This is a genomic window from Mycoplasma sp. 3341 (assembly GCF_051549855.1).
Lineage (GTDB): Bacteria > Bacillota_I > Bacilli_A > Mycoplasmatales > Metamycoplasmataceae > Metamycoplasma.
The window spans coordinates 588,611-601,830 of record NZ_CP196080.1; the positions used below are offsets into that span (position 1 = coordinate 588,611).

General features: G+C 31.7%; 13 protein-coding genes and 1 other RNA gene. 2 read left to right on the forward strand and 12 right to left on the reverse strand.

What is annotated here, in order from left to right:
- Positions 1 to 78: 78 nt before the first annotated feature.
- The 3 genes from ACSH40_RS02670 to ACSH40_RS02680 form a co-directional block, all read right to left on the reverse strand.
- Positions 79 to 840, reverse strand: coding sequence for a phosphonate ABC transporter ATP-binding protein (locus tag ACSH40_RS02670; RefSeq protein ID WP_438341455.1), 762 nt, complete (start codon positions 838 to 840; stop codon positions 79 to 81).
- A complete protein-coding gene (gene cypl / locus ACSH40_RS02675; RefSeq protein ID WP_438341456.1) occupies positions 833 to 2,089 on the reverse strand; it encodes an ABC transporter thiamine pyrophosphate-binding lipoprotein p37/Cypl in 1,257 nt (418 codons plus the stop codon). Before cypl ends, ACSH40_RS02670 begins: the two co-directional genes overlap by 8 nt.
- Positions 2,090 to 2,367: 278 nt before the next feature.
- Complete coding sequence (locus ACSH40_RS02680) at positions 2,368 to 3,168, reverse strand: alpha/beta fold hydrolase (protein WP_438341457.1); 801 nt, start codon at positions 3,166 to 3,168, stop codon at positions 2,368 to 2,370.
- Positions 3,169 to 3,213: 45 nt separating this feature from the next.
- On the opposite strand from ACSH40_RS02680, the gene gpmI reads away from it, so the two are divergent.
- Together gpmI and ACSH40_RS02690 are read left to right on the forward strand one after the other, a co-directional pair.
- Positions 3,214 to 4,749 carry a 2,3-bisphosphoglycerate-independent phosphoglycerate mutase gene (gpmI, locus tag ACSH40_RS02685; RefSeq protein WP_438341458.1) on the forward strand — a complete coding sequence of 512 codons (1,536 nt, stop codon included), beginning with the start codon at positions 3,214 to 3,216 and terminating at the stop codon, positions 4,747 to 4,749.
- A 376-nt stretch (positions 4,750 to 5,125) separates the two neighbouring features.
- Positions 5,126 to 5,452 (forward strand): hypothetical protein, encoded by a 327-nt coding sequence (locus ACSH40_RS02690; protein WP_438341459.1) that lies wholly within the window; start codon positions 5,126 to 5,128, stop codon positions 5,450 to 5,452.
- A 165-nt stretch (positions 5,453 to 5,617) separates the two neighbouring features.
- Here ACSH40_RS02690 and ACSH40_RS02695 read toward each other — a convergent pair whose 3' ends face one another.
- The 9 genes from ACSH40_RS02695 to ACSH40_RS02735 all read right to left on the reverse strand — a co-directional run bounded on the left by ACSH40_RS02695 (position 5,618) and on the right by ACSH40_RS02735 (position 13,165).
- On the reverse strand, positions 5,618 to 6,274 hold the full coding sequence (locus ACSH40_RS02695; protein WP_438341460.1) for a hypothetical protein: 657 nt from the start codon (positions 6,272 to 6,274) through the stop codon (positions 5,618 to 5,620).
- A gap of 9 nt (positions 6,275 to 6,283) precedes the next feature.
- An RNA gene (gene ffs / locus ACSH40_RS02700) (signal recognition particle sRNA small type) lies at positions 6,284 to 6,380 on the reverse strand.
- Positions 6,381 to 6,511: 131 nt separating this feature from the next.
- Positions 6,512 to 6,946 carry a 23S rRNA (pseudouridine(1915)-N(3))-methyltransferase RlmH gene (locus tag ACSH40_RS02705; RefSeq protein ID WP_438341461.1) on the reverse strand — a complete coding sequence of 145 codons (435 nt, stop codon included), beginning with the start codon at positions 6,944 to 6,946 and terminating at the stop codon, positions 6,512 to 6,514.
- Positions 6,936 to 8,768, reverse strand: coding sequence for a tRNA uridine-5-carboxymethylaminomethyl(34) synthesis enzyme MnmG (gene mnmG / locus ACSH40_RS02710; protein WP_438341462.1), 1,833 nt, complete (start codon positions 8,766 to 8,768; stop codon positions 6,936 to 6,938). Before mnmG ends, ACSH40_RS02705 begins: the two co-directional genes overlap by 11 nt.
- The gene (rbfA, locus tag ACSH40_RS02715; RefSeq protein ID WP_438341463.1) at positions 8,761 to 9,099 is read right to left on the reverse strand and encodes a 30S ribosome-binding factor RbfA; all 339 of its coding nucleotides are present in this window, start codon (positions 9,097 to 9,099) and stop codon (positions 8,761 to 8,763) included. Before rbfA ends, mnmG begins: the two co-directional genes overlap by 8 nt.
- Positions 9,092 to 10,900, reverse strand: a complete 1,809-nt coding sequence (infB, locus tag ACSH40_RS02720) for a translation initiation factor IF-2 (RefSeq protein ID WP_438341464.1) — start codon at positions 10,898 to 10,900, stop codon at positions 9,092 to 9,094. The genes rbfA and infB overlap by 8 nt, the downstream gene beginning before the upstream one ends.
- Positions 10,867 to 11,157: a DUF448 domain-containing protein gene (locus ACSH40_RS02725; protein WP_438341465.1), complete on the reverse strand. Its 291-nt coding sequence runs from the start codon at positions 11,155 to 11,157 to the stop codon at positions 10,867 to 10,869. The genes infB and ACSH40_RS02725 overlap by 34 nt, the downstream gene beginning before the upstream one ends.
- 2 nt (positions 11,158 to 11,159) lie before the next feature.
- Positions 11,160 to 12,731, reverse strand: a complete 1,572-nt coding sequence (gene nusA / locus ACSH40_RS02730; RefSeq protein WP_438341466.1) for a transcription termination factor NusA — start codon at positions 12,729 to 12,731, stop codon at positions 11,160 to 11,162.
- 8 nt (positions 12,732 to 12,739) lie between these two features.
- Positions 12,740 to 13,165, reverse strand: coding sequence for a hypothetical protein (locus tag ACSH40_RS02735; RefSeq protein WP_438341467.1), 426 nt, complete (start codon positions 13,163 to 13,165; stop codon positions 12,740 to 12,742).
- Between the last annotated feature and the right edge of the window lie 55 nt (positions 13,166 to 13,220).

Consider the following 13,220-nt stretch of genomic DNA (forward strand, 5'->3'; position numbering starts at 1 on the left):
TTCAAAGCGGACGAATTTTTTTTGTGGTTTTGGCTTTTGGTGATTCTACATAGTAAAAAAATAATCGATAGACAAATTTTAAGTAGTTTTGTTTACTAGTTGTTTCATTTCGCTTAGACTGATGTTGGTTGTTGAGTCTCATAGAACTAGTTTTCCTTTTTGTAAAACAATAAGTTTAGTGAAATATTTTTTTACCATACTCAAATCATGAATATTCACCAGAATTGTAGTTTTATTTTTTTGATTGATTTCTTTTAGCATTGTTAAGACTTCATTAGATGTAGCATTATCCAAACTAGATGTTGGTTCATCAGCAAGAAGTAATTTTGCATGTTGAATTAAAAGTTTTGCAATTTCAACTCTTTGTTGTTGCCCGCCACTTAGATCACTAACACGATAGAATGCTTTATCAAGAATATCTAATTTATCTAAAGTTGAAAATATTTCAACCTTTTGCTTTCTTGATAATAAACTAAAAAAAGCCATGAAGGGATTTTTAAAATCCACAGCTGACTTTTTTACATTATTAAAAACGGTGTCTGTGTTTATCAAGTTTGCTTTCTGTGTCAAAAAACCAATACTTTTAATGAAGCTTTTTAGTTGTTTTTTAGAGAAAGAATTAAATGAGTTGCCGTTGATGAAAATGTCTCCTTCAGTAATTTGTACTGCTTTGACAAATGCTTTGAATAGAGTACTTTTACCAACACCAGAGTGACCGATTATTGCTATCATTTCGCCTTCATCGATACTGAAGTTTAAGTTTTGCAATATTGTTTGATTAGTATTTTGATACTTTAAGCTAACATTCTGGAACTCGATAAACTTGTTGTTTTTACTCATAACTTTTTACAGATGGCATGTCAGTGATTGTCTTAGTTGGATCGCTGGCTGCTAAATAAATATCAAATAATTTTTTATACAAGTCTGAATTCTTTGGATTCATGAAGTAGTTGTATCCTGTGAAGACTCCTAGTGTATTTTCTTCACCTTTGATTGAAGAAAGTGCTTTAGCAATTAGTTTTGCTTGTACTGGATTCAAGTTCTTTCTTCCTAAAATGATGTCATATGGAGCTGCCTCAGTCAATGTTAAAACACGAATTTTAGCATTAGCATCACTTGGTTTAAATTTAGAACCATCTGATTTTGTTCAGTTGAATGAACCTTCATCATCAAAAGCAATATTAAATCCATTTTTACCTAGTAAATCACTTGCATCACCTTGTTTAACTTTGTTGTTTTCTTTCAGTGTCAGAATTGTTTTGTTTACTTCTTCTGTAGTTTTACCAAAGTGTTTTGCAAGCAAGGCTACTTGGAATCTATATTTTCCAGCACTTTTTGTTTTTCCGACTACCAGACCATAACTCATAAATTTGTTAAAGTCTTTTGTGTCTCAAGCATCTTTAATTGCTTTTAATTGGGCATCATCTCCACTCATTAAGATTGCACCACGGTAGTAGAAAGTGAAGTCAGTTTTTGATTTGTCGTAGAAAATGTTGTAAACTGAACCATTTCACTTGTACTTAGGATTATTAGCATCTCAAGTGTAATATTCACCTAGATCACTATTAGCTAATTGAATTTGGTTTTCGTTTTCAGCTTGAATTCTTAGTGGGTCAGATTCAGAACCATCAGTATATCTTGCAGTATTATCACCAATTGTTCATGAGAATTTTCATGTTGCTGTTTGCCCCACCACAGGCAAGGTGTTTGTGTCAATATTGCTTTTATCTGATAGTGAATCTGCAAATTTAGCATAAGAAGCAACAAAAATGTCAGCATTTGCCTTGTTTGCTTTCAAGTCATCAATCCCCACTTCACCTTGAGAAACTTTGAATTTCACGTCTGGAAACTGTTTTGTTTCCTCATCAGCATTTTTTAACTTGTTAAATTCTTCTGTCAATTTTGAAACATAAGTTTTTTCTGCTTCTGTTCCTTGCCATCCGTCGTTGATTCAACTGACATTGATAGTAATGTCTTTGTCTCATTTGTCAATTTCAGTGTTGGCACACGCAGCTGAAACGGCACTAATTCCAGCTATTGAAGCAGCTAAAGGTAGTAGAGAAAAAATGGCCTTTTTGAATTTTGTCATTTTGCATTCCTTTAAAAATATTGATAAAAAAATTTACCTTTTCTCAAACAAGTTTTGCTAACAAGGAAATAAAAAACTCCCGTTGATAACAGGAGTGCAATACTTGTATAAAATTGAGAAACGAGCTACGCAGGTATTATCCTGATCAGCTATAGGTATAATCTCAGCCCTTTCGAGCACCCTTGTTTACTTAAATTATAATAAAAAGAAAATCTTTTTTGATTATATTGTTTGTAGCTAGAACAAAAGAAGGTAATTCTGTGTCTTTTTTCCAGTCTTTAGTGCTCTTTTGTCATTTTTACTATTTGCTCATAGATTTCTTGTCCTGAGTCTAAAAAGGCCGCGTGACCTGCACCTTTTAGAATTGTTAGTTCTTTATTTTGTTGGTAAGCAACTAAAGAAATTTCATATATGTTAGTAAAGTAATCTTTATCACCACTTACTATTTTGTAATTATCAACGCCAGCAAAAAGATTGAAATAGTTATTATATGTGTAGTCTAGATTTAACATTTGGTTTTCTATCATTCATCCAAATTTTTTGTAGCGAGTTTGATCTTTATCAACCACACTAGTAGCATACATATTTGCACTTCTTTTCATTTGTTCCTGATATTTGTGACTCAGTAATAGATAGGATTCTATTGCATCTTCTGTTGTTTTAGGGATTAAAAATTTCAATCCGAACTCTTTTCTTGCTTTGGTTAGAACATAATGTGCTGGAGCAACTAATAATCCATATTTAGCATGTGTGTGTTTTAAACAATATAACGTACTCAAACAACCTAGCGAGTGTCCAACAATGTATAGTTCTTTGTCTGTTAAAACTTCTTTTATAAATGTCTTGGCTACTTCGAAATAGTGTTCTAAAGTCAAAGGCCGAGTGTTTCAACTACTTTTACCACATCCAGGCATATCTAAAGCAACAATATTGAAATCACGATTAGGAATTCTTTCAATTGAACGCATGATATTCAATGAATCGCCAAATCCGTGAATAAAAAGAACATAAGGTTTTGTGTCATCAATTTCAATGAAATAATTTATTTCTTCGTTACAAATATTGATTGTTTTATTCATAAAAATTCCTTTACTTACAATGTTTTAATTATTATAATTTTTTATATGGAAAACAATAAAAAAATCATTTTAACAATAATTGATGGACTAGGAATAAGAAAGGAAAAGCAAGGTAACGCTTTTGCTTTAGCTAAGCATCCTACTTTTGATAAATTACTAAGTGAGTATCCTAATTCGATCTTGCAAGCATCAGGAAAATTTGTTGGTTTGCCGGAAGGGCAAATTGGTAATAGTGAAGTAGGACATTTAAATATCGGTGCCGGGCGTATTGTCTACACAGGACTTTCTTTAATTAATAATCAAATAGAAACAGGAGAATTTAAAAATAATTCAGTCTTTTTGGATGTCATTGAATCAGTCAAAAAGACACAAAAAACACTGCATTTGATTGGTATGTTGAGTAATGGTGGAGTTCACTCACTTGACACACATTTGTTTGAATTAATGAAACTAGTACACCAAAAAGGTTTAAAAAACGTGTCTATTCATATTTTTGGAGATGGTCGTGACACAAAACCTCAGTCAATAAAAAATTCACTTGACACGCTAATAAAATTAAGTAATCAATTTGGTTATCCAATAAGTTCAATTAGTGGCCGTTTTTATGCAATGGATCGTGACAAAATGTTTGATCGCAACCAAAAGGCTTTTGATGCTTTAGTGGGTGAATGCAGTAATGCTTATGATGATGTAAATAGCTATATTCAGCAACAATATAGTAAAAATATTTATGATGAATTTTTTATTCCTGCACAAAACAGAAATGGAAAGTTCATACGTGATTCAGATTCAATAATTTTCTTTAACTTTAGACCAGATAGAGCAAGACAATTAACACATATGTTTATTGGTTCAGATCTTTACAATTACATTCCAAAGAATGCAGTAAAAATTGACAATTTTGTATCGATGATGAAATACGAAGGTTTGAATACTCAAATTGCATTTGAAGAAATGATAGTAAATTCTCCTTTAGGTGAAGTTTTAGCTAAGAACAAAATACAACAATTAAGACTAGCAGAAACTCAAAAATATGCACACGTTACTTTCTTTTTTGATGGTGGAAAAGACGTTGAATACCCACTAGAACAAAGAATTTTGGTTCCTTCATTAAAAGTGGAATCTTATGCTAATGCCCCACAAATGTCAGCTAAAGAAATCACAGATCGATTGTTGGAAAATGTAGAAAATACTGATTTTGTGGTTATGAATTATGCCAATCCTGATATGGTAGGACACACAGGGAACTTACAATCCACAATCAAAGCAATAGAAATTTTAGATACTCAATTTGCTAGAATTTTGGATTACGTTGAAAACAATAAAAATATCACTTGATTTATAACTGCAGATCACGGAAATGCTGAACTAACTGAAGACGAAAACAATAAACCAGCTACAAAGCACACTACTTTTCCTGTCATGTTTGTTACAAGTGACAAAAATATAAATCTTGGTAATGGATCACTATGCGATGTTGCTCCAACAATATTAAATTATTTAAATATAAAAGTTCCGATTGAGATGATTGGTAGAAATCTTATCAATTGCGAAAAGGAAGAAAAAAATAATGAATTATAATCTTATAACACTTTATGCTTTGGGTTGCATACTCATAATTCAAGGAATAAATTTTTATAAGCTACCAACCTGAAGAATGTTAGATTTATCAAAACGAAAAAGTTTTTGAGTTAGCAAACAAATAGCAAAAGCAAGCCTTATGAAGTTTTTATTGTTTACTTTTCTACTTTTGATCTTAGAAATTCCTTTGGTTTATTGAACTATTGAATTCTTTAATTCTGAAGAAAGCGAAATCTTAACAAATACTTTATTGATAATCTATATTTTGCTGTTTCCTTTATTCTGGTTTATTCTCTTGTTTATTTTTTTAAGAATGAACAGACTTATAAATAGAAATCACGTAATATCAAAAATAAATATCAATAATGTTAGAGATTTGAATGAAAAAATTTTAAACAAAGAAAATCCTAGTCTACCTTTTCTATTTAGAACAAATTGATCATGAGGAAAAAAACAAAAGACAATACAGCTAACAATGAATAATTTGCATTTTTCGATTCACTCACAACAAACAAAAGCCAAATTGTCAATTAGAACTTTCGACTTTTTTGTTTTAGTTTTCTATCAGCTAAATTATTATGAATGAAAAAGCGAGATAACAGCCCAGGAAAAACTAGAATTCCTTCTTTCTGTTTGTTATTCAAAATTAGAGGATGAGCAAAAAAACAAATTCTTAGAAATCTGTAATTTGTATTTCAAGTAAAATTCAGATCAAAAAGCATTTAGAAATCAATTGTGTCTAAATGCTTTTTTATTAACCAAATGGGGTTACGTAAATCTTTTTTATACAAGTTATTATTAAACTTACACTGCAAAAAAAAAAAAAAATCAGACACTTGCATAAGCGACGGTGTCTAATTTAATAAAATTATTTGACTGTTTTTTGAGCTATTTTTATAAAGTGCTGTGTGTAAAGTTTCAATCTCGCCTTATATGTTTGAACGTTAGGATTTGTTTGTCAAATTTCATTTGCTGAAACAATTTCTTTTTCAAAAACTTGGTCTAAAAATTTAGTAAAAATTTCTTTATTGTCTTCAGTTTGATTTTCTATTTCTTGACGATCTCTTTGCGCTAATTCGACATTTATACACATGTAATATGGTCTAATCTCAAATTGTTTCGATTGAACGTCTTGTTCATAAAACACTATGCATCCACTTGGTTCATTTTCAGCCAATGAGTTTAAAAATGATCTCATTAACTCTACAACTAATTGCGAACCTATGTAGTTGTTTTCTTCTTTTTTAAAGTCTCAGTCATTGTCGGGATAAATAGTTTTATCAAAAATTTCACTGCCACTTACAAAGAAAAATGAAGGATCAATGTAAAAATTGGTAAAGTTTTCTTTATCGTACTGACTAGCATTAGGCACAAATTCTTCAAGAGTTGTTCACTCAGGTTTTTTGTCAAATGCGTCTTTTCGATACAACTGAGTTCACACTGCGATCTCCGGGTTTTTATAAAGCAATACAAAATGATGTGGTTTATTAAATAATGGAATTAAGGCTTTGTTTATAAAAAACATATTGCTCCTTTTAAATAAAAAACCACAAGACACAACACTTCTCGATATGGCTGCTATGTTTCCATCCTGACCAGGTTACAAGGTTATCATTCTCATGGCTTCATAATTATACCACAACCAACATACAAACTGTTTCACATGGACTTTTGTCACTATTTTTAATGTTATACTCTACCGGTAAAAAAGTACTCAAAATGAGTATTATTTGAGTCGGAAAATAAAAAAAGTATCACGCGATTATTTGTGATACTTAATGTTGTTTGTTATAGCAAAAGAACGATAAATTTGTTCAATTGCCATTACTCTAAAAAGTTGATGTGGAAAGGTCATAGGAGAAAAGTTTATTTTCTTGTCAAAATAGCTCTCATCCACTCCATTCGAGCCACCTATTATGTAGGTTATATTATCTTTCGATGTTACTATTTTTGCAAACTCCTCAGAACTATATTGTTTGCCTTGTAAACTAAAGTAATATATCTCACTATTCTTGGGAATTTTTGCCAAGATTGCTTCAGTCTCTTTTTTAATTTTCAATTCAATATTATCTTCTTTAACTTCTTTTATTTCAATCAAGTTAACAGTTGTAAAAAATTTTAACTTTTTTAAATAAGAGTCGTAAAGATTTTGAAAATCTCCAGTTAAAGAACCTACACAAATCAAATTAAGCTTCATTTTTCTTTCTCTTTTGGTCCATGTGGAACATTAACATTTGAATATCTGCTGGATTAATTCCACTTATTCTTGATGCTTGACCAATGGTTGTTGGTCTTACCCTTGATAATTTTTCTTTTGCTTCGTATGCCAAGTTTTCAACTTTAAAATAATCTATATCTTCAGGTATTTTTAATTCTTCTAGACGTTTCATTTTTGCTGCTTGAGTTTGTTGTTTTTCAATATATCCAAACAAACGCACATTGACAGTTAATTCGTTGATATAAGGGAAATTTCCAACAACATCATAAGGATCAACTTCTGGACGTGCCAATAGTTTTAAATAGCTAAGTCCATGTTCAACATTGTATTTTTTACCTAGTTCTGAAGTTGAACCTACAAACGTATTTTTAAGTTCTTGAATTTTATTCTCGATAAGCTGATATTTATTAACTATTTCTTTATATCTTTGTTCTGAAATCATTGAGTTTTCATAAGCGTATTTTGATAACCTTTGATCAACATTATCATTTCTTAGTAACAAGCGATACTCAGCACGAGAAGTTAACATACGGTAAGGTTCAGCTGTCCCCTTTGTGACCAAGTCATCAATAAGTACTCCAATGTATGAATCTGAACGATCCAGATATAAAGGTTCACGATTTTGAATGTAGTTAGCAGCATTTATTCCAGCTATTAGACCTTGCGCAGCTGCTTCTTCATAACCGCTAGTTCCATTAGGTTGGCCAGCACTAAAAAATCCTTGTATTAGTTTAGTCTCAAGATTTCTTTTTAGATCTAAAGGGTTAATTGCATCATATTCAATGGCATACCCATATTTTTGCACTCTAGCATCTTTTAGACCAGGTATTGTTCTAATCATTCTATCTTGTACATCAACTGGCATAGATGTTGAAAGTCCATTAATATACATAATGTCACCGCGATTAGTTTCGGGTTCGAAAAAGATGTGGTGTCCAATTTTTTCCGGAAAACGAACAATCTTATCTTCAAATGAAGGACAATATCTTGGTCCCGTTCCAACAATAAGTCCTGAATACATACTTGATTTGTCTAAATTTTCCAAAACGATTTTTTTTGTTTCCTCAGTAGTATGTGTCAGCCAACAAGATGTTTGCTTGTCTAACTTGATTCCACTTCTTGTTGAAAAACTTAATTCATTTTCTTCTAATTGTTCTTCTTCCACTTGACTAAAATCAATCGAATCTGTGTAAATACGACAAGGAGTTCCAGTTTTTAATCTTTGAATTCTGAAACCATATTTTGCTAAATTTTGACTCAAGTTAACATCAGTTCTTTGTCCGTCAGGACCTGATTGTTTAACATCATCTCCTTGCAAGATTCGACTATTCATGTAAACACCAGTAGTCATAACAGCAGCGTTTGCATAAAGAGCACCATGTTCTTGAGTTATTACACCTTTTAAAACACCATTGTCAACTACTAAGTCAGTTACTAAATCTTCAAACAAGGTTATATTAGGTTGATTTTGAATATCTTCTAAAATGATTTGGCAGTATTTATCTTTGTCAATTTGTGCCCGTAAGCTTCATACAGCAGGACCTTTTGATGTGTTAAGCATTTTGATTTGTATCATTGCCATATCAGCAAAATACCCTTGCATTCCTCCAAGGGCATCGATTTCTCTTGTTATTATTCCTTTTGCTGAACCACCAATTGAAGGATTACAAGGCATCATTGCCAATTTTGTTCTATCTAAAGAAATTAAAGCAACTTTTAGATTGCGTTTTGCCAACGCATAAGTTGCTTCAATTCCTGCATGACCGCCACCAATAACGATGGCATCAAACTTGTTATTCATTTTCTTTTTTGATTTCTGCCAAAATCTTTTCGATTCTTTGTGCTTTAGGTTCCACTGTATCTAAAGAAAAAATTAACTGTGGAACTTTGTAATATTTTCAACTTTGAGCTACGACACTTCTTATAAAAGGTGTCATTGCTTGCAATTTTTCATAGTATCTTTCTTTGTCTTTGAACAAAGTCACATACACTTTTGCATGTTGATCATCATTAGATAATACCACATCATTGATTGCAACATTTGTCACATCAAAGTCTTTAAGTTCTAGTAGAGCATTACTTACCAATTGAGTTAGCAATGACTCTTTTCTTTCGTGTTGTATTTTATTCATCTTCAACTAATACGTCCTCGTAAAATTTTAATGTATCATCTACTTTAATCATATCAAAATCTTTGATATGGGTACCGAATTCAAACCCATTATCAACGGTTTTTGCATCATTTTTTTCTTTTTTCAGTGAGTCAATTACACCTTTATAAACAACTTTATTATTTCTAATTACTTCGACTTTGGAATTTGCTTTTACTTGCCCTGATAACACTTTACATCCTGCTATGTTTCCAACTTTTGAGTAGTAGAAAATTTGTAAAATAATTGCTTCAGCAATTTGTTTTTCTTCATAGACAGGTTCTTTTAACCCTTTTAGTTTTGCTTCCAATTCATCAACAATCTTGTAAATAACATTATGTAATTTAACTTCTACACCTTTTTGATCTGCAAGAGATTTAACGCTTTCATTAATCGACACATTGAAACCATAAATAATTCCGTTACATGTTGAAGCAAGTGTTACGTCAGCTTTTGTTACATCCCCATTTGATGCTTGGATAATGTTTAAAGTTGCTTCATCATTTCCCAGTTTTGAAAGAGCGCTTTTAATTGCTTCAGCCACCCCTTGAACGTCAGTTTTAATAATTACGTTAACGATTTTTTTGTCACCATCAGCAACAACAACATTTTTTTCGCTTAATTCTTTTTGCTTATCTAAAAAAGCTTTTTCTTCAGCTAGTTTTTTAGCATATTTTTCGTCGCTCAGTCCAACAAATTTGTCCCCAGCTGAAGGGTTTTTGTTTAGTCCAGTAATAACACAAGGCATACCAGGGGTTGCTTTTTGAATTTCATTTCCTTCGCTGTCTGTCATTGAACGAATTTTTCCATATTGTGAACCAGCAACAATAAAATCACGAGTTAACAATGTACCATTTTCAACGATAACTGTTGCAACCACTCCCTTACCTTTATCTAAACGCGATTCAACTATTGTTCCAATTGCTTCACGGTCGAAATCAGCTTTTAATTCCAACATTTCGCTTAAAACAAAAATAGCATCAAACAATTCGTTAATTCCTTTACCCTGAAGAGCAGAACCATACACAAATTGAACATCTCCTCCTCATTCTTCAGAAACAACATCATTTTCAGAAAGTTGTGCTTTAACTTTTTCACCATCAGCATTTGGCTTATCCATCTTGTTAACAAAAACAATCATTGGAACTCCAGCAGCTTTTGAGTGTGCTATCGCTTCTTTTGTCTGTGGTTTTACCCCATCGTCTGCAGCAACAACTAAAACTACAATGTCTGTAACTTTAGCACCCCTTGAACGCATCTCAGTAAATGCTTCATGTCCTGGTGTGTCAAGGAAAGTGATTTTTGAATTGTTGTGTGTTACTTGGTATGCTCCAGTGTGTTGAGTAATTCCCCCAAATTCAGTTGAGATAACATTTGAGTTTCTAATTTTGTCAATCAGTGTGGTTTTCCCATGGTCAACGTGCCCCATTATTGTAACAACCGGTGGGCGTTGTGTAAGTTTAGCCCCTTCATGACTAATAACCAATGAGTCAACAACATTTTGGGCGTTAACATTTTCACTTTTGACAAAGTCATAGTCAAATTCTAAACATAGTTCAGCAATTTCTTCTTCAGTTAATGATGTGTTCAGCGTTTTAGCAATACCCTTTTTGAAAAAGTGCATAATAACATCATTTGGTTTGATTGATATTGACTGACTAAAGTCCGAAATAGTCATTGGTCCAGTAAAGTAAAAAACACCATCTTGCAACTTTATTTCAGCGTTTTTTAAATGACTTTTTACGTCTTCTAAATTTGATTTTCTTTTTGTTTTGCAAGCCATATTTTCACCTCTTCTTCTAGTTGTTTATAAATTTCTTGTTGAATGTTCATTCTAAAGGCGCGATTTAGGTATTTATGACTAAACATTGTATTAATAGTTTGTTCGTCGTTTAAACAATATCCTCCTCGGCCTCCTAATTTATGTTCAGGATCAAAATGAAACGTATTATCTTTAAATTTGGCAAATCTTAACATTGAGTTTGCACTATATACTTTATTGTCAACGCAATTTTTGCGTAAAACTGTGTCTTTTTTCAATGTTAATCTCAGTCCTCGTCGTCTCAGTTAATGTTTTCAAGACCACTAGCTAAATCTTTGTCAACTTTAAAGTCTTTCATTTTGGTTTTGGTAATTTTTTCATAATCTTCAGAAGGTTGTTGTTTTTGTTTTGAGTAAACATCACTATCTTCTTTTTCATCTAGCACCATTGATTCTTCTTCATTTTGCATTTCATCTAGATAGTTTTTAATCATGTCGTCGCTAATGAAATCTGTGTTAGCATTCATTTCCATCAATGCTTTCTCAAAGTCATCATTTTGGTAGCTGTCCATTTCTGAGTGGAATTGAGCAATTTCAGACTCTCACATTTTGTCAATGTTGAAGTTTTCGAATTTTCTTTGTGATTTCTTTTGAACAGAAGCTTTAGTAGGAACACTAGCTTTCAATCTGTGTCCTCTTTCAAGTTGTTCAACTTCTTCTTGTGTAATGTTCCCGTTTCACTCAAAATGAATTCCATTTTCAATAGCTATACTCTGTGAAATAACATTGATTTTTGACTTAGTTAATTCAACAGCCAAAATAACATTGTTTCCTTTTCTTCCGATTGCAAGGGTGTGTTGGCGATCTGGAACAATTACATCAAAAGCTTGCATTGTTTCAGTATCAAGTGATTCATTTCTAACAACATCAATAACTCTTGCTGGTGTCAAAGAATTAATGATGTATTTTTTAATGTCAGAACTTCAAGCAACGATTTCGACTTTTTCACCATTAAGTTTTGATTCAATACTTTGAACTCTATTTCCATCTGGTCCAATCATTGTTCCTACCGGATCAATGCTTGCATCTTGACCTACGGCCACACGCACTGAAATTTTCGATCTAATTCCGTATGTTCTAGCAATGTCCACGATTTCAGCAATTCCTTGTGATAGTTCAGGAATTTCTTCACGTAGAATTTTTTCTAGGATTGCTCTTTCAGAACCAGAGATAATTACTTGTGCGTTCTTAGACTCTTCTAAAACATCAATAATTACAACATCCATAATAGTTCCTACTGGAACGTTGTGAATGTAATTTCCTGATTTAGGCATGAACGCTTCAGTCCCATCTTCCAAAACAAATAAGTAAGATTTGGATGTCTTGGTTTCCAATCTTGCTTTGATAATTTCACCAATTTTTGGGAAGTATTTACGATATACTGCTTGTTTTTCTCATTCACGAATGCTTTGTAAAAATAGTGAACGAATTTGAGTATAAGTTTTTCCTGAAAAACGATCAAAGTCAACTTCTTGACTCATAATATCATCAACTTGTGCATTCGGATTGATTAAACGAGCTTCAGACAGTGGAATTTCACAACTTGGTTCATAACCTTCTTCATCTTCACTCAAGTGACTTTTATCAACATTTGGAACAACGTATTTTGTTCGGTTGATTAACTTAAATTCTTTATTTTTTTGGTCGAAAATAAATTCAAGTTCTGCATCTGCATCAAAATTCTTTTCAAAAATCTTGGTAATACAGTCTTTTACCATTTCTTGAATTTCAGATTCAGGAATGTTTTTAATATTTGACAAATCCGATAATTTTGTATAAAAATTGTTTGACATAAGGTCTCCTATTTTTTAATATCTATAAACTTTTCAATGTTTGTAATGTTAGTTTTATCGATAAGAATTTTTTGCATTCTTCCTTTGTTATTTTTAATTGCTAATAATTGCATTTCTTTAATTTCAACTAATTTTACGACTATTTTATACTCATTAAGGTATGGCTTTGACAATGACAAAACTATTTTTTGGTCAACGTATTTTTCTAGGTCATCTTTTGTAATAGTTAAATTATTTCCGCTTGAAAAAATATCTAAAACAAAAGATTCTGAGTCAAAAGCATCAACAAAAGTATTGATTTGTGCACTTATTTCTTGAACCTGCTCAAAATCTGACACATTCAGCTCAATGTTTAGCACTTTTTGGCCCTCACGATTTTCTCAATATACTTTACTTACTACATTAACAAATTCTTGTTTTAATTTTTCTATCATTACCGCTCCTTAAAAGTGTAAAAAGGCCTGCCATTGCTGGCAGCCCTTTAAAAAA